The following is a 22334-nucleotide window of genomic DNA, read 5'->3' as shown; positions in this document are numbered from 1 at the left end:
AAGCGGACATGGAGATCAAGTGGCTGGAGGATTTCGTGACGCTTGCCGACACGTCCAGCTTCTCGCGGGCGGCCGAGCTGCGCAACGTGACCCAACCGGCCTTCAGCCGCCGGATCAAGCAGTTGGAGAGTTGGCTGGGCGCGACGCTCATCAGCCGCGCGACCATGCCGGCCGAGCTCACGCCTGCGGGGCGCAATTTCCTTCCCGTCGCACAGGAAGCGATCCGCACCTTCTATGCGGCGCGCGAAGTGCTGCGTCTCCCGCACGAGCCGGGCCTCATCCGCTTTGCGGCGCTGCATACGCTGACGGTCACCTTCTTTCCCCGCTGGCTGAAGATGCTGGAAGCGGCGGGTGGATCGTTCAGCACTTCGCTCATTCCGGACCGCGGCGGAATCGAAGCTAACCTCGACGCGCTCGTCGGCGATGAGGCGGATTTCTTCCTCACCTATGCGCATCCGGAAGTGCCGTTTCATCTCGATAGCGGGCAGTTTTCCTCGCTGACCGTCGCCCATGACCGGCTGATTCCGTTGGTCGCGGCGGAGATCGTGCTGTCCGGCGATGCGCAGCCGGGGCTGAACCTCCTCGACCGCGCGATCGCGCAGCCGCGGCTCGCCATCCCCTATCTGAGCTACGGCTTCAATTCCTTCTTCGGGGTCGCCCTGTCGCGCCTGCTGCTGCGCCGCCCGCCCTTCCGGCGCCGTACAACGCACGAAAACACGATCAGCGCCGGCCTTATGAACATGGCGGTGACGGGGGCGGGCGTGTGCTGGCTGCCGGAAAGCCTGGCGCGCGAGGAAATCGACGCGCGCCGCCTCGTACCTGCCTCTGCCGACGAGGGTTGGAACCTCGACCTCGAGATCCGCCTTTACCGCCACGCAGCGAGCCGCAACCGCAAGGTCGAGGAACTATGGGCGACAGCGCAGCGACTCCTGGAACCCGCACCGGCCTGATCAGACCTTCACGAAGATCACGGGGACGGGTTCTCCATCAACCAGTCGGCAAGGCAGGGATAGATGCGGCCGTTGCGCGCCGGCATGGCGGGGGCCATGCAGAGCGCGTTCAGGACCGCCTCCTGCGTCGTCTCGGCGGCGGCGCGGAAGGCGACGTCGATATGGCCGTCGGCGAGCCGCTCCTGCGTGGTGAACGGTGTGGCGGGATCATGTTCCACCGGACCGGCGGTGGTGAAACAGAGGGCGACATCGCCGCTGCCATGGCCCCAGAAGGCGCCGAGCCGGGCAAGGCCCGCGCCGGCACGCCGCGCGACCCGCTGCAACTGGCGATCCGCCAAGGGAAGATCGGTCGCCATGACGACGATGACGGAGCCGCGCTCGGGACCGGCCGGCACCCGCGGATCGGGCCGGCGTCCGTCCGGCAGGACGAGGTCCCCCGCCGCGCCGAAATTGGCAAGGACAAGCGTGCCGAGCGTGAAGTCGCGCTTGCCGATCCGCATGCGCCGCGAGGCCGTGCCGATGCCGGCCTTGAAGCCGAAGGCGGTCATGCCGGAGCCGGCGCCGACCGCACCCTGCTCCACCGGCCCCGTGCGCGCGGCGTCCAGCGCCGCCTCGGCGTCGGCGGCCGTTACCGCCAGCGCCTGAATGTCGTTGATGCTGCCGTCATTGCACTCGCAGACCAGTGCATTGACGGTCGAGGTCTTTCGCCCGACCTCCGGGTTGGCGGCGATGGCGCGGCGGACCAGCGCTTCGGTGCAGGCGGCAACACCAAAGGTGTTGGTGAGCAGGATCGGCGTCTCGATCGTGCCGAGTTCGGCCACCTGCATCAGCCCCGCCGACTTGCCGAAGCCGTTGATGACCTCCACCGCCGCCCGCGGCTTCACGCGGAACACGTCGCCTGCATGCGGGAGGATTGCCGTGACCCCGGTGAAGAGGCCCTCGCCGCGCAGCGACCGGTGGCCGACCGAAACGCCCTCGACGTCGGTGATGGCATTGCCCAGCCCCGGTTCCAGCCTGCCCTGCGGGATCAGCCCCAGTTCCCGTGCGGTCTTCATATCGCCCCTCCCGGCATCGCTTTGCTGTTTCAGTGAAACAGTCAACGGATCTAAACCGGAACGCCGGCCGCTTCCAGATAGCGGGCCTGGAGTTTTCGGGTCATCGGACCGGGCTTGCCGTTGCCAATCATCCGGTCGCCGATGCGCACGACGGGCATGACGAGGCTGGAAGCGGAGGTCTGGAACGCCTCCGCGGCGGCCTGCGCCTCGTCGGGCGTGAAAGCGCGCTCCTCGATCGCGAGACCCTCGGCGGCACAGAGCAGCGCAAGGGCGCGCTGCGTGCAGCCGGGCAGCGTCGCGCGCGACGCGGCGCGGGTAAGGATGCGCCCGTCACCGGTGATGACATGGGCCGTGGAGGATGCGCCCTCCGTCACCAGCCCGTTCTCCACCAGCCAGACATCGTCGAAACCGCGGGCGCGGGCCGCCTGCTTCGCCATGACCTGACCGAGCAGCATGGCGGTCTTGACGTCGCGACGGTGCCAGCGCGGATCGTCGGCCAGATCGACCGAGATGCCGTCCTGCTGGGCCTTCGTGCCGGTCAGCGTCTTCGCCTGAGTGAAGCCGACGAACCGCGGCTCCAGTGCGTCGGAATAGAGAAAGTCGCGATCCGCCTCGCCGCGCGAGACCTGCAGATAGATCGTGCCGTCCCGCAAGGCGTTGCGGGCGATCAATTCCGCCTGGACGCCGGCAATCTCCCTACGCGAGAGGCCGAGCGGAATGGCGAGTTCCCTCAGCGAGCGTTCGAGACGGCCAAGGTGCAGGTCGTTGTCGATCATCCGTCCGCCGATAACCGCCGTCACTTCGTAGACGGCATCGCCGAACAGGAAGCCGCGATCGAAAAGCCCGATGCGGGCCTCCTCCTCCGGTACGAATTGGCCGTGGACATAGACGATCCTGCCCATCTGTTCCCCTTGCTGCGCCCGTTGCCCTACAGCGCCGCGCCTCTTTCGGACGCGCAAAGGTCGCTGCAAGATCGGTCAATTTGCCGCATGTTTCTTCTTTCATCGGATCCGATGAAACGAGACATGCAGTCATGGCGGAACATAGGAACGACTTGCCGCGGCTGACCAATTCAATTCGGGCAGCATCCTATGCAAAATTTGCCTGAGATTTTGTTTTCAATCGGTTGACGCCGTCTCCCGGCGCAATCGACCAGGCGCCTCGTTACCGGCACTGTCTGCGCGGGCCGCCGCTGTAAGGCTGGTAACTGTTGTCTTCGGGGCGGTAGGAGCGGTAGCGGCTGAAGCAATAGGCAACATGCTCCTGCGTCAGCCTGATTGCCTCGCCATCATCGGCCGAGTATTCCATCTGCGTTGAGGGGTCATCGGTATCTTCCGCATCGATACCGGGCGTTACAGGCGAAAGATCCTGCGACGGCCCCCACGCCGCATCCATGTAGGGTGAGTTGCAGGTCCGCCGTCCGCCACTGAAAGATCTGTAGCTGTTGTCGTACGGACGATAACTGCGATAGCGTTTCGCACACCAGTCGGCGTGAGCGGCAGGCACCGTCGACGCCGTCGGCTCCTCCTCCGCTGGCTGCGGTGGAATTGAAGCGGTGGCCATCTTGTCCAATGGCTCCGGAGAGCGTTCCTTTTCGGCCTCATTGGCCATTTCGGGCGTCTCAGGCTCTCTCGAAGCGTTGAGGTCGGACGGGGCGGGGCGGGCGGGAAGCCGCTCGAATTGCTGGGCCGCCCTGTCGACTGCTCGCGGCTGCTTGGTCCATATTTCTGATTGATCCACGTTCAGCTGCGGTTGGCGCTCAGGCTTGCCGGTGAGGAACAAGACTGCGACCACCGCCCCACTCAGGAACAACGCGAGAGACAGAACGAACCCGCCAAATACCGCCAACGCCGTTTTCACCTAAGCCTCCTTCATCCTTCCACGGAAGAAATGCCGGGGCTCGGTCTCAAGTTCCGACGAGGCCTCAGAATGCTTGAGCTTTCGGGGACAGGGGGGCTGCGGTGCCGGCGCTCCGGTGGAAGAAATCCTATGCCGCCTCGGGAATGCTCGCGATGACTTTGATCTCGAAATCGAACCCGGCAAGCCAGTTTACGCCCAGCGCGGTCCAGAGGGTGGAGCGCCGAAGACCTGATTCTTGACAGCCATGATGGTTTTGAACTGGTTCTCGGGGTCGGTGTGGAACGTGGTCACATCAACTATATCGTCGAAGGTGCAGTCCGCCGCATTCAGCGTCGCCCGTAGATTTCGAAAGCCAATTGGACCTGGCGCCCGAAATCCGCTTCTGGAGTGCCATCGGAACGGCTACTAACTTGGAGCCTGCAGCTCAGGACTTGCTCAGCCAAAATTTGCGGCGACACGGATAGAGATGGCGAGCGATTCATCCGGTTCGAGAATCTTGAGCCCGTGGGCTTCGGCCTTGCCGGGAAGATTGAACGCGTCGACTGGGTGCGTCACCGGTTCGAAGCAGAAGAAATCTGCAGCCGCAGCGGGCGAGAAGACGACGTATTGGCGAAGCGCCTCGCTCGCATCCACGTCGGCCGCGAGCCCCCGGCTCGGCCAGTGGATGCGGGCCATGCCGTCCCAACCGTCGAACCAGTTGTTGATCCAGCGCGCCGGCAATCGCCGCGGCCTGTTGAAATCCATATCCGGATGTGCGGCTATGGCATCATGGGCCCTTGGCAGGTGATCGGATCGCTCGAGCCAGACGCCGCGGGCCGGCGCGTACAGCGTCGTATCCGGCTCGCGCACGAACCAGGGATGGAAACCGGCGCCATAGGGCAGACGGATCCTGGCGCGGTTGACGAGGCTCAATTCCATGACCAGGCCGGCGCCCTGCAGGCGGTAGGACATCCTTGCATCGTAGCGGAAAGGCCCCGGTCCCTCGACGGAAAGGGCGAGCGTGATCAGATCCGCACTCAGGGACGCGACGTCCCAGACGGCCGAAAAGCCGTTCCCGTGGATCGGGTATGGCTCCGTCTCGACGTTTCGCGGCAGGGCATGAAAGGCTCCGTCGAACGTGAACCCGCCGCCGGAAACCCGCCCGGAAAAAGGAACCAACAGAATGTTCGAAAGCGCGAAGGGGTGCGCGGTAGAGGGATCGACCCTGCGGAAGATCGGTTGCCAGGCGCCATCGTGCAGCACGTCGAATGCCGTCAGCCCGGCTCCGAGATCGGGCCGCACGACGATGCGGGCATCGCCGTTGGAGAGCTCGATCGCCGGCATCACCAGCCGCCGTCGATCGCGATGTTCTGGCCGGAAATCATGTCGGAGGCCGGCGAGACGAGGAAGTGGACCAGGTCGGCGACGTCCGAGGGCTGGATGCGCGCCTTCAGCGACTGGTTTTCGACAATCCAGTCATTGTATTGTTGCAGGCGGTCGGCAAAGACCCGCTCTTCCGCCTCCGAGACCACCGCGCCCGGCGACACCGCGTTGACGCGCACGCCGTGGGGGCCGAGCTCGCGCGCAAGCGCCTTCGTCAGTCCCAGCATCGCGCCCTTGGACGCCACATAGGGCACATAGCCGTCCCAGCGGCCGTTCAACGTGATGGAGCAGAAGTTCACGATCTTGCCGTAGCGCTTTTGCTTCATCCCGGGCGCTACGGCTCGGGCAAGCGCGAAGGCTGCCGACGAGTTGACACGGACCTGATCCTCGTATTCCTCCAGCGAAAATTCCTCGAAAGGCTTGTTGATGATGAGCGCCGCATTGTTGATGAGAATGTCGATGCCGCCATGCTCGCGGGAAAGCGTAGCTGCGCGTTTTTCCGCCGAAGCCAGGTCGTTCAGGTCCTCGCCGACATAGATCGCGCTGACACCGTGAGCCGCGGCGACACGGGCCGCGAAGCCCTCCCCGGCTTCGGCGCCGGGCCTGTCGAGCAATATCAAGGCGGCGCCGGCGCGCGCCAGCCGCTCGGCCTGGGCGCGGCCGAGCGTGCCGAGCGCGCCGGTAATGAGGATGGTCTTTCCGGAAAGCTCTGTCATCGTTACCTCACAGAAGCGCGTGAACCTCGTCTATCGAAGTGTCCGCGGTCGGTTTGTCGAACACGATCTCGCCGCGGGCCATCGCGACGATGCGGTCGCAGGATTGGAAGATGTGCTGCATGTTGTGCGAGATGAAGATTCCGGTCAGGCCCTGCGCCTTCAAGCCGCGCACGAAGCCGATCACCTTGTCGGTCTCCTTGACCGAAAGATGGTTCGTCGGCTCGTCCAGGATCAGCACCTTCGACTTGAAATGCATAGCGCGCGCGATCGCAACGCCCTGCCGCTGGCCGCCCGAAAGCTCTCCGACCAGCGCATCCGGCGAGCGCAGATGCAGGTCGACATCGGCGATGGCCTGGATGCTTTCGGCGCGCATGCGCTTCTGGTCCATGATCCCGACGCCAAAGACCGACCATTTCATGGGCTCGCGGCCGATGAACAGATTGCGGGCGATCGACATGGATGGGACCATGGAATTGTACTGATAGATCGTCTCCAGCCCGTGGCGCATCGCATCCTTGGGGCTGCGAAGAGCCACCTTGCGGCCTTCGATCAGCACGTCGCCGGAATCCTGATGGTGGACGCCCGAGAGAATCTTGATGAGCGTCGACTTGCCGGCGCCATTGTCGCCGACGAGGCCGACGGTCTCGCCGGGGTGGATCGTGAGGTCGACATTCTTCAGCGCATGCACGCCGCTGTACCATTTCTGAAGGTTGCGGCATTCGATGATCGGTGTGGTCATTTGTGCGCCTCCACCTTGATCTTGCGGGACATCTTGCCCATCCAGGCATTGGCGATGACGGCAAACATGGTGAGAACCCCGATCGCGAACTTGAACCAGTTGGCATCGACACGGGAAAGGACGAGGCCATTGTCGATCGTGCGGATCAGAAGGGTACCGATGATGGCGCCGAAGACCGTTCCGATACCGCCGGCAAGCGCCGTACCGCCGATCACGGCCGCGGCGACGGCCTGCAATTCCAGCCCTTCGCCGATCGACGGCAGCGGCGAGCCGAGACGCAGCACCTGAAGCAGTCCTGCAAAGCCCGCCAGCAGCGAGCAGAGCATGAAGCAGACGATCTTCACGCGCTTGACCGGAATGCCCATCGAGGCGGCGGCCTCGTTAAAGCCGCCGGTCGCCCGGATCCAGTTGCCGAAATTGGTGAGCGACAGCAGCGCCGCCACCAGTGCAGCAATGACCACGAACCAGAGGAAGGACATGCGGAAGGGTGAGCCCTGCCAGATGTAGTCCGTGAAGAGCCAGGTCGGCAGGTCGGGCGGCAGAAGCGGCGGGAAACCGCCGGAGATGACGATGGTCAGCGAGCGCGCGATGAAGAGCATCCCCAGCGTGGTGATGAAGCTCGGTATCGAGAATTGCAGCGTCACATAACCATTGATGAAACCGATGGCCCCGCAGATCATGAGACCGAGCAGCACCGCGACGGTGAAGGGCACGCCGGAATTCAGTATCACCGCCATCGACATAGGCATCAGCGCAAAGACGGACCCGACCGACAGGTCGAATTCGCCGCAGATCATCAGGAGCGTCACGCCGATGGCGACGAGCGCCATTTCCGGCAGAAGGCCCATCACGCCGCGCATGTTCTCGAAGGAAAGAAGAATGCCGTTCGACTTCGCCTGGAAGACGAGGACGAGGACGATCAGCAGTGCAAGGCCGGCAAGCTCGGGCTTGTCGAGATAGATTTTCAGAAATCGCTTCATGGGCTGCCACTCATGGTTCGGCGTCGTGCCTGCCGGATCACGGCGATCCCAGGGTCGGGTGCCTGAGATCGTCAACGTGATCGAATCCGGAGTGCTGGAGCGGGATGCGGGCGGAAAGCCGCGCATCCCGCTCCAGTCTCGAAGTCGCTGGGGCAAGACGCCTGTTGCTTATCGGGAGCGCCGGATCAGCGCAGGCCCTGCTTCGCCAGTTCGAGGATCGTCGGCACGTCTTTCGGAGTGACGATGCCCTGCCCCGTGTCGACGTCGGAGGGTGTCAGGCCGGCGGTTTTCCAGAGATAGGCCTGCATGACCGGGATGAAGCCCTGCATGTAGGGTTGCTGGTCGACCTGCACCTGAACATAGCCGGCCTCCATCTGCTGCAGCACCTCAGGCACGAGGTCGAAGCCGCCGAGCAGGACCTTGCCGGGCTCGATGCCGCGATCCTTGAGGACCTTGGCGACGCCGGCATGCCAGTAGCCGGTATCGAAATAGGCGGTCGTGTCCGGGTTGGCATTGAGATAGGCGCCGATACGGTCGGCGGTCAGCGCGAGGTCGGTCGCCGAGTCGATGCGGGTGATGTTCACCTCGCGGTCGGAATGCTCGGCCTTGTACTCCTCCAGAAATTTCGTGACGCCGCCGGCGCGCTGCTCGGACCAGGTTTGGCCCGGCGCGTTGACGCCGACCAGCAGGTTGAGCGGGCCTTCCTTCGGGAAGTTTTCCGACTGGGCCTTGGCGAGCGAGTAACCGGCCGCGGTGAAGCCCTGGCCGATGAAGGCCTTACGGGCGTTGCCCTTGGCACCTTCGCTGTCGTCGACATTGACGGCGAGCACCAGAATGCCGGCGTCGACGGCTTCCTTGATCACGTTGTCATAGGCATTGTTGTCGACGATCGCGACGAAGATCGCGTCCGGCCTGGAGGCGATCGCCGCCTGCAGATTGGCGACGGCCTGCTCGACCGCGCCTTCCGTCTGCGTGAGGATCAACTGGCACGAGGCGCCGACCTTTTCGCAGGCGTCGTCATAGCCCTTCTTGACCGCCTGCCAGAACGTGTTCGAAGCCGACGAATGGCTGACGAAGGCGATGCTGAGACCTTCCGCGCTGGCGGCTGGAGCCATCAGCGTCAGCCCGAGGGCCGTTCCTGCTATCAATTTCCTGATCATGATGCGTTACCTCCCGTTGAACATCGATCATATTGCGGCGGCCGGTTACCCCGTGCCGTCGAAGAACTCCGCCCGCGATCGCGCGATCTCGGGCAATGATTTCAGAATCTCGCGCAGATGCATGCGCAGCGCCTGCTCTGCCCCGCCGACATCACCTGCCGCTATCGCATCGACGATGTGCTCGTGCTGTTCGATCAGCCGGCCGATCTGCAGGTCGTCGACGCTCAGAAAGCGGACGCGGTCCATCTGTGCCTTGACGCTTTCGATGACGTTCCAGGCATAGGCGCGGCCGGCGGCCGTCGCGAGCGTATGGTGGAAGAGTTCGTCCAGCCGCAGGAACGCGGCGCGATCGTCATGCGGCACCTGCTTCTGGCGGGCGATCTGTTCGCGCAGTTCGTGGACGATAACCGTCCTACGCTCGCCGGCAACTTGGCGCACGATATCGGCCTCGATCGCCTCACGCACGAAGCGCACGTCCATGACCGATGCCGTCGAAATTCGCGTCACATAGGTGCCGCGTTGGGGCAGCACCTGGACCAGCCCCTCCTCTGCCAGCTTGATGAAGGCTTCGCGAACCGGTTGGCGGCTGATCGATAGGCTTCTTGCTATCTCCGCTTCGGAAATGCGCGCGCCGGGCACCAACTCCGCCTGGATGATCTGCTCGCGCAGGATGCGATAGACCTGCGGACCGACAGCCTCGATCGCGGACAGAACGCGCGGCGGTTTGATGTTCTGCATCCGGCCCCTCCAAGCTCCCTGCAGGCTACTGGCCTACTACCATACAAGTCAAGTCGAACCTTCAATCCTTCGATCTACGAACTGCGCCGCGACACCTCGAATTTCCGGTCGAGATCGGGAGCGAGATCGACCCCGTGCCCGGGCCCCGGTGGGATGGTGATCATGCCGTTGGCCACAGTGGGCAGCTGCGTCGTAAGGTCGGCGTACCAGGTCTTGTAATAGGCACGCACGCTTTCCTGGACGAGCGCGTTTGGAGCATTCAGCGAGAGATGCGTCGACGCGGCGAGCACCACCGGGCCGGTGCAATCATGCGGCGCGACCGGCAGGTGCCAGGCTTCCGCCATGGTGGCGATCTTCTTGGCCTCGGAAATTCCGCCGCACCAGGAGAGATCGAGCATCACGACCCCGGCCGCATCCGTTTCCATGAGGTCGCGGAAGGCCCATCGGGTCGCCAGCGTTTCCGACGCGCAGAGCGGCGCGCGGCTTGCCGCCGCGTAGCGCTTCAGACTGGATAGCGAGTCCATCTTGATCGGGTCTTCGTGCCAGAAGGTGGCATAGGGTTCGAGTGCCCGGGCGATCTGGATGGCGGGCGTCAGTTGCCACATGGAGTGGAACTCGACCATGATGTCGATGCGGTCGCCGACGCGCTTGCGGATCTTCTCGAAGGGCTCTAGCGCCTTGCGCAGGTCCGGTCCGGAAATATATTGGCCGCCGCTCTTCTCCGCCGCGATATCGAACGGCCAGATCTTCATGGCGGTGATGCCCTCCGACAGGAGGTCCTCGGCGAGTTCGTCCGCCCGTTCCAGAAATCCGTTCAGGTCGTCATAGTCGCGCCGCGGCCCGCCGATGCCGTAGTTTGCCGTCTGCTGGCCCTTGGCGTCGCGCATATAGGTGTTGCCGGCGCAGGTATTGTAGGTGCGGATCTCGCGGCGCGAGAAGCCGCCGAGAAGCTGGGCGATCGGCAGGTTCGTCGCCTTGCCGAAAAGGTCCCAGAGCCCGATATCCACCGCCGAATTGCCGCGCATCTCCGCCCCGGTCGACCGGAAGCCGAGATAGCCCGTCAGGTCCTTCGAGATGCGGTCGATCTCCAGCGGGTCGCGCCCGACGAGTTTCGGGGCCACCACCTCATGGATGTAGGTCTCCACGGTCTGTGCCATGAAGAAGGTCTCGCCAAGTCCGACAAGCCCTTCGTCCGTGTGGATGCGGACCCAGAGAATATTGGGAAAGTCGCGGACGCGGACCGTTTCTAGTTCCGTGATCTTCATGCTCAATAAACTCCTGCCGCCAAAAGCGCCTTTACCGTCAGATCGAAATGCTCGACCATCGCCTCCTCGCCTTTCGCCGGGTCGCCGTTGGCGATGGCCTGCGCGATGGTCATGTGGCCGTCGATACTTTCCTGCCGCGTCTCATTGCTGCCGCGGCTCGCCCAGCCGATCGGCCAGGTATAGCGCGTCACGACATGGAAGGAGCCGACGATCAGCGCGAACATCGGGTTGCGAGACGCCGCGCCGATCGCTTCGTGAAAGGCGATGTCGTGTTCCATGACCCTGACCGGCTGGTCGAAATCCCGCTGCATCGCCTCGGCAAGCGCGACGATTTCAGCGGCTTCCTTGTCGGTGCGGCGCATGGCTGCCAGCACGACGGTGCGGCGCTCGACGGTACGGCGGACATCGAAAATCTGCTGGATCGTCACCTGATCGGTATGCACGGCATGGTCGGTCACCAGTGCCAGCACGTCCGCCTTGGGCGCGGCCACCCGCGGACGCCGGCCATTACCGATGTCGATCAAGGTGAGCGCGGCAAGCGAACGATAGGCCTCGCGCACGACGCTGCGGGAAACGCCCAGCTTTTCGGCAAAGGCCCCTTCGCTCGGCAACGAGTCGCCGACCTGAAGGCCGTTCTCCCGAATATGGGTTTTCACGGCAGTCATGACGCCCCCGAGCAGCCCCTCCGCGCCGGAACGTCCGGATGAGGACTCTTCCTCCGCCTTTAGCTCTACCAAGTTAACCTCCAACCTATCAGATAGGTTCGCACTGACCTGTGAATAGATTTGCCTTCGGTCGTTGTCAATGCCGAATTGCAAAAGCTCTTTGGGAAGTGCTACGGAAGCAACCGCTCGGCTGAAGCGACCTAACGGGCGTTGCCTGCGGTATCCGACGCGAAATAGGACGAAAACCGCTGCGCAAGCTCACCCAGATCGACCATTGCGCGCCGCAGATGCAGCCGCATGATGTCCTGAGCCCTGGTCGCATCCCCTTCGCTCACCGCCTCGAGAACGCGCCGGTGATCCTCGACCAGCTGATCGAGTTGCCCCGCCTGTATCGACAGACGGCGGACCCGGTCCATATGCTTCTTGGCATCCGAGATGAAGGCCCAAACTCCGTCGCGGCCCGCGAGGCTGCAGTAAAGCGCGTGCATGCGCTCGTCGCACTCGAAAAACAGGTCCGAGTTTTCCTCGAGAATGGCGAGCTCCTGCTCCTCGATGGCCTGCCGTATGCCGAGCAGGACGCGGCGGTTCGATTGCTGCGCCGCTTCGGCAACGATCGCCAGCTCCAGCTGTTCGCGAACGAATTGAGCGGTCCTGACCGCGTCCATGCGGATCGGCGCCACCACGACGCCTGCCCGTGACCGCAGGTCGACAAGTCCTTCCGCACTCAACCTCGACAGAGCCTCGCGCACGGGCGTACGACTGACCCCGAGGAGCCCGGCCAGCGCATGCTCGCCGATCGGCTCGTTCGGCTTCAGTTCGAGCCCGATGATCTTGCGCGAAAGCGTGCGGTAGCAATGCTCCGCGGCCGAGATTTTTATGTCACGCGTCATAAATTGGAAGCCCCATGTATTTTTGCATGCAATCGTCCATTGCGGGCAGAATACCCGGACAGCGTTCCGTTTGCTACTCGCCAATCAACCTCCCTTGACGTTTTCCGAAGTCTTGCATACAAGAATGCAATCCGGATTTGGGAGGACACAAATGGCCAACCGCACGCGACGACGTCCCGCGGCGTTGCATACCGAATTCATGACGCGCCCATGAGTACCACTGTTTCCCTGCTCCTCGATGCGAAGGACATCGTCGGCGAGAGCATTCTTTGGTCCGGGGACGAGAAGGCGCTTTACTGGGTCGACATCCTCGGCAAACGCATCCATCGGCTCGAACCCGAAAACGGCCGTCATGACACTTGGCCGACGCCGGACTTCGTGACGTCGATCGGCATGCGGAAGGATGGCGGGTTCATCATCGGCCTCAGCCGCAACGTCTGCCTGTGGACGCCCGGCGGGCCTTTCGAGGAGTTTGCCGTGCCGGAGCCGGGTCTGCCGGAAAATCGCCTCAACGAGGGTCGCGTCGCACCGGACGGCTCCTTCTGGGTTGCGACAATGCAGAGCAATCTTGACGCAGCCGGCTCACCGAAGGACATGGACCGGCAATCGGGCGCGGTCTACCGAATCGATCCCGCCGGTCACGTGTCGCAGCTCACGCCTAACGAATACGGCATCACCAACACCATGGGCTGGACGCGGGACAACCGCTTCTTCTTCGCCGACACGCTCGCGAACGAAATCTACGTGTTCGATTGCGATCTTGCCGCCGGGAGGATCGACAACCGGCGCACCATCGTGGCCGGCTTCGCGCGCGGCCTGCCGGACGGCTCCTGCCTCGATGCGGACGACCGGCTCTGGAACTGCCGGGTGGCCGGAGGCGCAGCCGTCGCGGGATTCGACGGAGCCGGCCGTCTCATGCAACTGATCGAGCTGCCGGCAAGCTGGCCGACGAGCTGCACATTCGGCGGTACGGACCTTTCCACCCTCTATGTCACCTCGGCGCGTTTCACCATGACGAACGATCATCTCGATATGCATCCGCTGGAGGGCGGGCTCTTCGCGGTCGAGGGCGTGGCGCACGGCGTCGCAGAGCCGAAATTCGGGCAGGCGTCCGACAAGTTCCCTTCTGTTTCGGAGATAGCATGATGAGCGATTTCAACGGCAAGAGCATCGTCGTCACCGGCGGCAGCCTCGGCATGGGCCTCGCCTGTGCCCATCGCTTTGCTGCGGGTGGCGGCAAGGTGACGATCGTGGCGAACGACAAGGCTTCGGTCGACGAGGCAGTGGCGTCGATCGGGGACAATGCCGCCGGGTTCGTCGGCGACGTCCGCTCCAAGGGCGACATGGAAGCGGCGGTTCAGGCCGCGGTATCGCGCCATGGGGGCGTCGATATTCTTGCCTGCTGCGCCGGCATCCAGCGCTACGGCACCGTGGTCGACACGCCGGATGAGGTCTGGGACGACGTTCTCGACATCAATCTGAAGGGCATCTTCCTCGCCTCCAAGTTCGCCATTCCCGAAATGCGCAAGCGCGGCGGCGGCGCGATCGTCGCCATCTCGTCCGTGCAGGCCTATGCTTCGCAGACGGGCGTCGCCGCCTATACGGCGAGCAAGGGCGCGATCAATGCACTCGTGCGCGCCATGGCGCTGGATCACGCCGGGGACAATATCACTGTCAATGCCGTCTGCCCCGCCTCCATCGATACCCCGATGCTGCGCTGGGCCGCCGACCTGTGGAAAGGCGAAGGCACCGCCGAGGCGACGCTTGAAGCTTGGGGCAAAGGACATCCGCTGGGCCGCGTCGGCAAGCCTTCCGAAGTCGCCGAACTTGTCGCCTTCCTTGCTAGCGAGAAGGCCCGTTTCATTACCGGCGCCGACATCAAGATCGACGGCGGCGTTCTTTCCAAGCTCGGCATCGTCATTCCAGATTGACCGGAAGGCCCATCATGAAACCGCTTCCCGATTTCCGCTCGAAGGACTTCCTGCTCGCCCATATGCGCGAGATCATGGATTTCTACCATCCGATCTGTCTCAACCAGGAAGACGGGGGCTATTACAACGAATACCGCGACGACGGTTTCATCACCGACCGGGAGACCCAGCACCTCGTCTCCACCACGCGCTTCATCTTCAACTATGCGACCGCCGCGGTGCTGTTCGAGCGCCCGGACTTCGCGGAAGCGGCCGCCCATGGCGTAAGATATCTCGACGAGTTTCATCGCGATCCGGAGCACGGCGGCTATCTCTGGCTGATGCGCGGCCGCGATGCGGTGGATGCGACGAAGCATTGCTACGGCCACGCCTTCGTGTTGCTCGCTTATGCGACAGCCATGAAGGCCGGAATTCCCGGTATGGACGCCCGGGTTTCGCAGACCTGGGATCTTCTCGAAAGCCGCTTCTGGGAGCCGGATCGCGAACTCTACAAGGACGAAATCAGCCGCGACTGGAGGGCGACTTCGCCCTATCGGGGCCAGAACGCCAACATGCACATGACCGAGGCGATGCTCGCGGCCTACGAAGCGACCGGCGAGATCCGTTACCTGGATCGCGCCGAAACGCTCGCCCGGCGCATCTGCGTCGAGCTTGCCGTCAACACTCAGGACGTGGTCTGGGAGCATTACCGCCAGGACTGGTCGGTCGACTGGGACTACAACAAGGACGATCCGAAGCACCTCTTCCGCCCCTACGGCTACCAGCCGGGCCACATGACGGAATGGACCAAGCTGCTCCTGATCCTCGAGCGCTATCGCCCGCAAGACTGGATCCTGCCGAAAGCCCTCCTTCTCTACGAGACGGCACTCGCTAAGAGCGCCGATCTCGAATTCGGCGGCATGCATTACAGCTACGGCCCCGACGGCAAGCTCTACGACCTCGACAAGTATCATTGGGTCCATTGCGAAACGATTGCGGCCGCGGCCGCGCTCGCCGCACGCACCGGCCGGGAGCGCTACTGGCAGGATTACGACAGGCTCTGGCGCTACAGCTGGCGGCACCTGATCGATCACGAATATGGCTGCTGGTTCCGCATTCTCTCGCCCGACGGCGTGAAGCAGAGCGACATCAAGAGCCCTTCAGGCAAGACCGACTACCATCCATTCGGTGCCTGCTACGAAATCCTGCGCGTGCTGCGCGAGGCGCAATAGCAGGGGGACCGTTTCTTCCCGCGCCGACGGACACGGCAGGCGGTTGCCTGTCGCGCCGCGCCCTAGCCTTCGCACCAGACAGCCTGCATTGGAGCCTCCCATGAAGCGACCCAGGATCACCGATATCTGCGCAACCACCGTCACCGTTCCGCTGGAGGCGCCGCTGCGTCATTCCAACGGCGCACATTGGGGGCGGTTCGTGCGTACCATCGTCGAGGTGGAAACCGATGTGGGCATCATCGGCCTCGGCGAAATGGGCGGAGGCGGAGAGAGCGCCGAGGCGGCGTTCCGGGCTTTGAAACCATACCTCCTCGGCCATGATCCCTTCGAGCTGGAAAATCTCCGCTTCATGATCTGCAACCCGACCGCCAGCCTGTACAACAATCGCACCCAGATGCATGCCGCCATCGAGTTCGCCTGTCTGGACATCATGGGCAAATTTCTCGGTGTGCCGGTCTGCGATCTCCTCGGCGGCAAGATGCGCGATGCGGTGCCTTTTGCCAGCTACATGTTTTTCCGCCTTCCCAACAAGGACACGGGCGAGGGCGAGACGCGCACGGCCGATCAGCTCATCGAGCAGACGCTGGCGCTAAAAAAGAAGTGCGGATTCACCTCGCACAAGCTGAAGAGCGGCGTCTTCCCGCCGGATTACGAGCTGGAGGTCTTTCGCGCATGGGCGAAGGCCCTCGGCCCCGACAGCGTCCGCTACGACCCGAATGCGGCCTTCAGCGTCGAGGAGGCGATACGCTTCGCCAAGGGCATCGAGGATCTCAACAGCGATTATTACGAGGACCCCACCTGGGGGTTGAACGGCATGCGGCGGGTGCGCGAGAACACGACCATGCCGCTCGCCACCAATACCGTCGTGGTGAATTTCGAGCAGCTCGCCGCCAATATCCTCAATCCCGCCGTGGACGTGATCCTGCTCGACACCACCTTCTGGGGCGGCATCCGCCCCTGCGTGAAGGCGGCGGGCGTCTGCGAGACCTTCCAGCTCGGCATTGCGGTACATTCGTCGGGCGAACTCGGCATTCAGCTCGCCACCATGCTGCACCTCGGCGCGGTTCTCCCGAACCTCGTCTTCCACGCGGATGCGCATTATCACCAGCTCACGGATGATATCATCGTCGGCGGCCCGATGCGCTACGAGAACGGCACCATCAAGGTGCCGACGGCGCCGGGTCTTGGGGTCGAGCTCGATCGCGACAAGCTCGGGCAGTACGCCGACCTTCATAGGGCGCTCGGCGGCTATCCGTACGACCGGGATCCCTCCCGCCCCGGCTGGTTTTCCGTCGTCCCGAATACCCGATGGGCAGACCCCAACAACGATCGTGTCGTCGGCTACTGAGGCGGCGGCCTCTGGACGCAAGGCAGCTTCGATCTTTCTTAGATTGCACGATCCAGGTGACTGGCTCGGATGATCCTTCATCGTCAGCAGGAACTTGGCCGCCATGGCTGGGATTGGCGCGATGACGGAAGGCTCTTTCCCAAAACCAATTGCTATAGGTGTTTGAATTGTGCTGCGCTTCTCGAAGGGGTCACGGCGCAGGTGAAAAGAGCAAGGATACACGCACTTTGGTGAACGGTTCGCGCTAGGCTCAGGACTCATTGATCAAAGCCGAACGCATGGCCTTGGCAGTGGAGGCGGCCGTTCGATATGATGGGCGTATCAATGGTATTAGAAGCCGATAAGTGCTCGTCTTCGGACGAGGCCGTTGGCGCTGGAGTAAACATTGCCTGAGAATGATTATGATGCGTTTGCAGCGGCCTATGACGCTGACAACGAGAACAATGCCTGGAATGCCTATTACGAGCGGCCAGCCATTCTTTCGATGGTTGGAGATGTCACTGGGCTTCGGGTGCTTGACGCAGGGTGCGGCGGCGGAGCCCATGCTGCGGCGCTCCTCGACCGAGGGGCAATCCTAACCGGTATCGACTCAAGTGCGGGACTGCTCGAGATCGCACAACGTCGCCTTGAAGGCCGGGCGCGATTGTTGGTGGCGGATCTGAACGAACCAATGCCCTTCGACGATGGTTCCTTCGATTTGATCCTTGCCTCCCTTGTCATGCACTATCTGCCAGACTGGGCACGTCCCCTTTCGGAATTCGCCCGTCTGCTGCCCCAAGGCGGCCGCCTGGTTTTCTCCACGCACCACCCTTTTATGGATCACCAGTTGGCGCGTCACGAGAACTATTTCGAGACCTATAGCTTCAACGAAACGTGGCAGCGTGGCGGGAAGGCCATGACAATGCGCTTCTGGCATCGACCACTTCACGCCATGGTTGATGCATTGAAGTCGGCGGGGTTCCAACTCGAGTCACTGAACGAACCTCAACCCGATCCTGGGGCCCACTCACGCTTCCCAGAGGCATATCAGACCCTGACGACCAAGCCGCGATTTCTCTTCTTTTCGGCGGTGAAAGCGTGAGGGCCACTTTTGTGGGTCAAAGCCAGAAGATCATGGTTGCCGCGATGCAGATTGCCGAGAAGAAAGTATGTGCGTGTCGGTCGTAGCGCATTGCGATGCGCCGCCAGTCCTTGAGCTTGGCGAACATGTTCTCGACCTTATGACGCTGGCGATACAGCGCCTTGTCGTAGGCGATTGGCACCTTCCGGTTTTTGGTTGGCGGGATGCAGGGCTCGATGTCCTTGTCGGCAAGAGCCTCCCGGAACCAGTTGCTGTCGTGACCCCGGTCGGCGATCAGGCAGGTGGCAGATGGAAGGGCCTTGAGGATGAGCCGAGCGCCCTCGTGGTCGCTCATCTGCCCCTCGGACAGGAGCAGGATGATCGGCTTGCCGGCACCATCGCAGACAGCGTGGAGCTTGGAGTTCAGTCCGCCTTTGGTTCGCCCGATACGGCGTGGAACACCCCCTTTTTGAGCAGGCTCGCAGCCGTGCGATGTGCTTTCAGGTGTGTGGTGTCGATCATAATGCGCTAGGGCTTTTGCCCCTCCGCGGCTCATGCTGCGAAGATACGGTCGAATTACACCAACCCGGCTCCAGCGGATAAAGCGATTGTAGAGCGTCTTGTGCGGGGGCCGTAATCGTTCCGGGCATCTTTCCATTGCAGGCCATGCTTGATCACATAAACTATGCCGCTGATCACCCGCTGGTCATCAACGCGAGGAACGCCACGCGCCAACGGGAAATACGGCTCGCTCCGTGCCATCAGGCGGTCGCTCAACAGAAACAAATCGTTCATCATGGTTTCCTTCGGAAACCCTGAATCATACCTCAAGCCAAATTAATAGGTCCTGAGCCTAGACACTGAAGGCTTCATCCCGCTTTGTGACCGGGGCTGGCCGTGGCTTGTAGCTGATCTTCCCGCCGTCGGCCTTCACCTGCGGGTTGACGTCTAGCCCCCTTTGAAGGTGCGCCCCGCTCAAATCTCGAGGCAGAGATATTTGATTTCCACATAGTCATCCAGGCCGTATTTGGAGCCTTCGCGGCCCTGGCCGGATTGTTTGATTCCGCCGAAGGGCGCCACTTCAGTGGAGATCAGTCCGGTATTGATCCCAACCATGCCGTACTCCAGCGCTTCGGCCACGCGGAAGATCTTACTGACGTCTTTGGAGTAGAAGTAGGACGCAAGGCCGAACTCGGTATTGTTGGCCATTTCGACAACCTCTTCTTCCGTGGCGAACTTGAAAAGCGGCGCGACAGGCCCGAAGGTTTCCTCACGCGCGACCTTCATCTCCATCGTCACCCCCGTCAGGACGGTCGGTTCGAAAAACAGGCCGCCACGTGCATTGCCGCCGAGAACCACTCCCGCCCCCCTGGCCACGGCATCGCTGATATGTTCCTGGACCTTGGCGAGAGCCTTTTCCGAAATCAATGGTCCGGTGTCGACACCGGGCTCGAATCCGTTGCCGACCTTCATCTTCCGGACCTTGGCGGCGAGCCTCTCGGCAAAGTCGTCATAGATGCCGGCCTGCACGAAGAGCCGATTGGCGCAGACACAGGTCTGACCATTGTTTCGGTACTTGGCGATCATGGCGCCTTCGACCGCAGCATCAAGATCGGCGTCGTCGAAGACGATGAAGGGCGCATTGCCTCCGAGTTCCAAACCTAGCTTCATGATCTGGTCGGCGCCCTGTCGCATCAATATTTTGCCGACGTTGGTAGAGCCGGTGAACGTCAGCTTGCGAACCTTTGCGCTCTCACACATTTGCTTGCCGACTGCGGCGGAATCTGTCGACAGGATTACGCTGAGGACCGCTGGCGGCAGGCCGGCGCGTTCCGCGAGCAGCGCAAGTGCCAGCGCCGACAGAGGCGTCTCCGCCGCAGGCTTCGAAACGGTCGCGCAGCCCGCGGCAATGGCAGGCGCCAGCTTGCGCGCGAGCATCGCATTGGGGAAATTCCATGGCGTGATGGCAGCCACCACGCCGATCGGCTGCTTGAGGATGATGATGCGCTTGTTCGGCTGATGACCCGGAATGGTGTCGCCGTAGACACGCTTCGCCTCTTCGCCAAACCATTCGACGTAGGAGGCGCCGTAAAGAACCTCGCCCTTCGCTTCCGCAAGGGGTTTGCCCATCTCCATGGTCAAGATGGTGGCGAGGTCGTCGGCGTTCGCCACTATGAGGTCGTGCAGGGCGCGCAGCACCGCAGCGCGTTCCTTGCCTGTCTTCTTTCCCCATGCCTTTTGCGCTGCGTGGGCCGCATCGATGGCGCGCGTCGTTTCGGTCCGGCTCATGTCGGGTAAGGTCGCGACGACCTCGCCGGTCGCCGGATTGGTGACTTCGAAAGTTTTGCCGCTGTCGCTCCTGTCAAGCCATTCGGCACCGACCAATCCCTTGTCGATCGCGAGGCTGGTATCCTTCAGCTTAGCGAGAAGCGTATCGGAGATAGTCATCTACAGGCTTCCTTGCGCGTGCTCGTGCGGCAGGCATGCTTGTCCGTGCCCGGCGCCCACCTCGGCTTGACGGCTACAGCGACTGACCGAATACGTGCGCCGACCCCGCATCGAATCTCAGCCAAACGGCATCACCACGGTTGAGTCCCGAGATCGCCTCGTGGCCGAATGGAAGGCGGACCGACAGGTCGTTGCCTTTACTGGTCTTGGTGGCCACATGGACGTTGTTGCCGAGGAAGGTGATATCGCTGACCGTGACCGGCAAGCCCGGGGCGGACTGCCTTTTGGACAGGAGCAGGCGCTCTGGCCTCAGCATAAGTGCCGCCTTGCTCCCGGATGAAGCAGTGCCATGAAGGGGAACGTCGGGCACGGTGATGGTGTCGCAGATTGCAATCTCGGCACGGCCATTCGCTGCAGAGAGCACGTCGCAAGGCAGGAAATCGCTGTCGCCGATAAATTCGGCGACGAAGCGGGTGGCAGGATTGGCGTAAAGCTCCGGCCCGGTGCCGATCTGGTCGATCACCCCCTGCGAAAAGACCGCAATCCGATCGGACAGACGGAGCGCCTCCTCCTGATCATGGGTGACGTAGAGGATCGTCACTTCCGTTTGCTGATGGATGCGCCGGATTTCGTGCTGGATCTCCTCGCGCAGCTTCTTGTCGAGTGCGGAGAGCGGCTCGTCCATCAAGAGCACGGGCGGATCATAGGCAAGAGCGCGGGCCAGCGCCACGCGCTGCTGCTGGCCGCCGGACATCTGCGCAGGCTTACGGTCCTCGAACCCCTCGAGCCGGACGAGCTTCAGCATCTCGCGCACCTTGGCATCGATCTCCGCCTTCGGCTGCCGGCGGACTGTCAGCGGAAATGCGATGTTCTCGCCGACGGAAAGATGCGGAAAGAGCGTGTAGCGCTGGAACACCATGCCGATATTGCGCTTGTGCGACGGCGTCGGAAGCAGCGATTGGCCGTTCAGGAGGATGTCGCCTCGAGTCGGACCCTCAAACCCCGCGAGAATATAGAGCGTCGTGCTTTTCCCCGATCCGGAGGGCCCAAGGAAGGTGAGGAACTCCCCTTGTGCCACGTCGAGATTGACGTCGTGCACTGCCGTTACCGGCCCGTATTCCTTTCGGATGCCGCGGATTTGCAGGAATGGTCTAGTCATGATTTCAATCCTTTGCGGACGATGGCGACGAGCACCATCAAAAGTACGGTCAAGAGGATGAGAAGCGTGGAGGCGGCGGCGACCACCGGTGTCAGATCCTGCCGCAGCGTCGCCCAAACCTTGACGGGAAGCGTCTGAAGCGTCGGGCTTGCCATGAAGATCGCGACCACCACCTCATCCCAGGAAGTCAGGAAGGAGAAAATCGCCGCCGAGAAGATGCCGTGGCTGATCGCCGGCAACGTCACGCGGATCTTGGCTTCGAGCGGTGAGGCACCGCAAAGCACGGCGGCATCCTCGATCGATTTGTCGAAGCTTTCGAGCGCATTGCCGATGGACAAGATCGAGAAAGGCAGCGCCAGCACCAGATGGGAAATGACGAAGCCCGTGAGCGTGCCGTTCAGACCGATCTGCAGGAAGAAGGCATAGAGCGCTACGGCGAGAACGACCACCGGCAAGATCATCGGCGTCAGAAAGAGCGCTTTGAGGGCCTCGCGAAACAAGAACCGCCCGCGCGTCAGGCCGAACGACGTGATCAGGCCGAGAAGAACGGAAAGCACCGTGACGATGGTCGCGATCTGGAAACTCGTCCAGGCCGCGTCCAACCAGCGCGGGTCCGCGAGAAGTTCCTGATACCATTTGAGCGTCCAGCCGGGCGGCGGAAAGATCAGCCATTGCGACGAGCCGAAAGACAGGGCCGCGATGAAGAGGATCGGCAGAAGCAGAAAACCGGTGGTCAACACGGTTATGCCGACTAGAACCAGCTTCCACCAACCGAGGCGATTGAAGTTCAGCAGCAT

The 22334-nt window shown here is 62.6% G+C and carries 23 protein-coding genes and 1 pseudogene; 6 read left to right on the top strand and 18 right to left on the bottom strand.

Annotation, left to right across the window (positions count from 1 at the left end; genetic code table 11):
* Positions 1–8: 8 nt before the first annotated feature.
* Positions 9–950 (top strand): LysR family transcriptional regulator, encoded by a 942-nt coding sequence (locus M1D34_RS25860; RefSeq protein ID WP_498785336.1) that lies wholly within the window; start codon positions 9–11, stop codon positions 948–950.
* 17 nt (positions 951–967) lie between these two features.
* Here M1D34_RS25860 and M1D34_RS25855 read toward each other — a convergent pair whose 3' ends face one another.
* The 13 genes and pseudogenes from M1D34_RS25855 to M1D34_RS25795 all read right to left on the bottom strand — a co-directional run bounded on the left by M1D34_RS25855 (position 968) and on the right by M1D34_RS25795 (position 12380).
* The gene (locus tag M1D34_RS25855; protein ID WP_498785334.1) at positions 968–2005 is read right to left on the bottom strand and encodes a DmpA family aminopeptidase; all 1038 of its coding nucleotides are present in this window, start codon (positions 2003–2005) and stop codon (positions 968–970) included.
* A 50-nt stretch (positions 2006–2055) separates the two neighbouring features.
* Positions 2056–2907 carry a D-amino-acid transaminase gene (locus M1D34_RS25850; protein WP_498785332.1) on the bottom strand — a complete coding sequence of 284 codons (852 nt, stop codon included), beginning with the start codon at positions 2905–2907 and terminating at the stop codon, positions 2056–2058.
* Positions 2908–3169: 262 nt separating this feature from the next.
* Entirely contained in the window at positions 3170–3865 is a 696-nt protein-coding gene (locus tag M1D34_RS25845) for a BA14K family protein (RefSeq protein ID WP_498785330.1), read from the bottom strand.
* A 127-nt stretch (positions 3866–3992) separates the two neighbouring features.
* Positions 3993–4347: pseudogene (locus M1D34_RS25840) on the bottom strand (RidA family protein).
* Positions 4301–5188, bottom strand: a complete 888-nt coding sequence (locus M1D34_RS25835; protein ID WP_498785328.1) for an aldose 1-epimerase — start codon at positions 5186–5188, stop codon at positions 4301–4303. Before M1D34_RS25835 ends, M1D34_RS25840 begins: the two are co-directional and overlap by 47 nt.
* Entirely contained in the window at positions 5188–5943 is a 756-nt protein-coding gene (locus M1D34_RS25830) for an SDR family oxidoreductase (protein WP_498785326.1), read from the bottom strand. The genes M1D34_RS25835 and M1D34_RS25830 overlap by 1 nt, the downstream gene beginning before the upstream one ends.
* 7 nt (positions 5944–5950) lie before the next feature.
* A complete protein-coding gene (locus M1D34_RS25825; RefSeq protein ID WP_498785324.1) occupies positions 5951–6682 on the bottom strand; it encodes an ATP-binding cassette domain-containing protein in 732 nt (243 codons plus the stop codon).
* Complete coding sequence (locus M1D34_RS25820; protein WP_498785322.1) at positions 6679–7662, bottom strand: ABC transporter permease; 984 nt, start codon at positions 7660–7662, stop codon at positions 6679–6681. The genes M1D34_RS25825 and M1D34_RS25820 overlap by 4 nt, the downstream gene beginning before the upstream one ends.
* A 185-nt stretch (positions 7663–7847) precedes the next feature.
* The gene (locus M1D34_RS25815) at positions 7848–8822 is read right to left on the bottom strand and encodes a sugar ABC transporter substrate-binding protein (RefSeq protein ID WP_102762023.1); all 975 of its coding nucleotides are present in this window, start codon (positions 8820–8822) and stop codon (positions 7848–7850) included.
* A 45-nt stretch (positions 8823–8867) separates the two neighbouring features.
* A complete protein-coding gene (locus M1D34_RS25810) occupies positions 8868–9560 on the bottom strand; it encodes a GntR family transcriptional regulator (protein ID WP_498785319.1) in 693 nt (230 codons plus the stop codon).
* 74 nt (positions 9561–9634) lie between these two features.
* Complete coding sequence (locus M1D34_RS25805; protein ID WP_498785317.1) at positions 9635–10825, bottom strand: mandelate racemase/muconate lactonizing enzyme family protein; 1191 nt, start codon at positions 10823–10825, stop codon at positions 9635–9637.
* Between the two features lie 2 nt (positions 10826–10827).
* Entirely contained in the window at positions 10828–11562 is a 735-nt protein-coding gene (locus M1D34_RS25800; RefSeq protein ID WP_498785315.1) for a FadR/GntR family transcriptional regulator, read from the bottom strand.
* 128 nt (positions 11563–11690) lie between these two features.
* Positions 11691–12380, bottom strand: coding sequence for a GntR family transcriptional regulator (locus M1D34_RS25795; protein WP_498785313.1), 690 nt, complete (start codon positions 12378–12380; stop codon positions 11691–11693).
* 210 nt (positions 12381–12590) lie between these two features.
* On the opposite strand from M1D34_RS25795, the gene M1D34_RS25790 reads away from it, so the two are divergent.
* The 5 genes from M1D34_RS25790 (at position 12591) to M1D34_RS25770 (ending at position 17951) form a co-directional block, all read left to right on the top strand.
* Positions 12591–13526: an SMP-30/gluconolactonase/LRE family protein gene (locus M1D34_RS25790; RefSeq protein WP_498785311.1), complete on the top strand. Its 936-nt coding sequence runs from the start codon at positions 12591–12593 to the stop codon at positions 13524–13526.
* The gene (locus M1D34_RS25785; RefSeq protein ID WP_498785310.1) at positions 13526–14311 is read left to right on the top strand and encodes an SDR family NAD(P)-dependent oxidoreductase; all 786 of its coding nucleotides are present in this window, start codon (positions 13526–13528) and stop codon (positions 14309–14311) included. The genes M1D34_RS25790 and M1D34_RS25785 overlap by 1 nt, the downstream gene beginning before the upstream one ends.
* 14 nt (positions 14312–14325) lie before the next feature.
* On the top strand, positions 14326–15522 hold the full coding sequence (locus tag M1D34_RS25780) for an AGE family epimerase/isomerase (protein ID WP_498785308.1): 1197 nt from the start codon (positions 14326–14328) through the stop codon (positions 15520–15522).
* Positions 15523–15622: 100 nt separating this feature from the next.
* Complete coding sequence (locus tag M1D34_RS25775; protein WP_498785306.1) at positions 15623–16870, top strand: enolase C-terminal domain-like protein; 1248 nt, start codon at positions 15623–15625, stop codon at positions 16868–16870.
* Between the two features lie 385 nt (positions 16871–17255).
* Positions 17256–17951: a class I SAM-dependent methyltransferase gene (locus M1D34_RS25770; protein ID WP_498785304.1), complete on the top strand. Its 696-nt coding sequence runs from the start codon at positions 17256–17258 to the stop codon at positions 17949–17951.
* Positions 17952–17967: 16 nt separating this feature from the next.
* Here the strand turns inward: M1D34_RS25770 and M1D34_RS25765 are convergent, their stop codons facing one another.
* The 5 genes from M1D34_RS25765 to M1D34_RS25745 all read right to left on the bottom strand — a co-directional run bounded on the left by M1D34_RS25765 (position 17968) and on the right by M1D34_RS25745 (position 22334).
* Positions 17968–18588 carry an IS5 family transposase gene (locus tag M1D34_RS25765; RefSeq protein ID WP_498785302.1) on the bottom strand — a complete coding sequence of 207 codons (621 nt, stop codon included), beginning with the start codon at positions 18586–18588 and terminating at the stop codon, positions 17968–17970.
* The gene (locus M1D34_RS25760; protein ID WP_498785300.1) at positions 18507–18725 is read right to left on the bottom strand and encodes a transposase; all 219 of its coding nucleotides are present in this window, start codon (positions 18723–18725) and stop codon (positions 18507–18509) included. The genes M1D34_RS25765 and M1D34_RS25760 overlap by 82 nt, the downstream gene beginning before the upstream one ends.
* Positions 18726–18905: 180 nt before the next feature.
* Positions 18906–20378, bottom strand: a complete 1473-nt coding sequence (locus M1D34_RS25755; protein ID WP_498785298.1) for an NAD-dependent succinate-semialdehyde dehydrogenase — start codon at positions 20376–20378, stop codon at positions 18906–18908.
* 73 nt (positions 20379–20451) lie between these two features.
* Positions 20452–21537, bottom strand: coding sequence for an ABC transporter ATP-binding protein (locus M1D34_RS25750; protein ID WP_498785296.1), 1086 nt, complete (start codon positions 21535–21537; stop codon positions 20452–20454).
* Complete coding sequence (locus tag M1D34_RS25745; RefSeq protein ID WP_498785294.1) at positions 21534–22334, bottom strand: ABC transporter permease; 801 nt, start codon at positions 22332–22334, stop codon at positions 21534–21536. Before M1D34_RS25745 ends, M1D34_RS25750 begins: the two co-directional genes overlap by 4 nt.

The sequence above is a fragment of the Ensifer sp. D2-11 genome (genome assembly GCF_054161295.1).
This window is presented reverse-complemented; position numbering and strand designations above follow the sequence as displayed.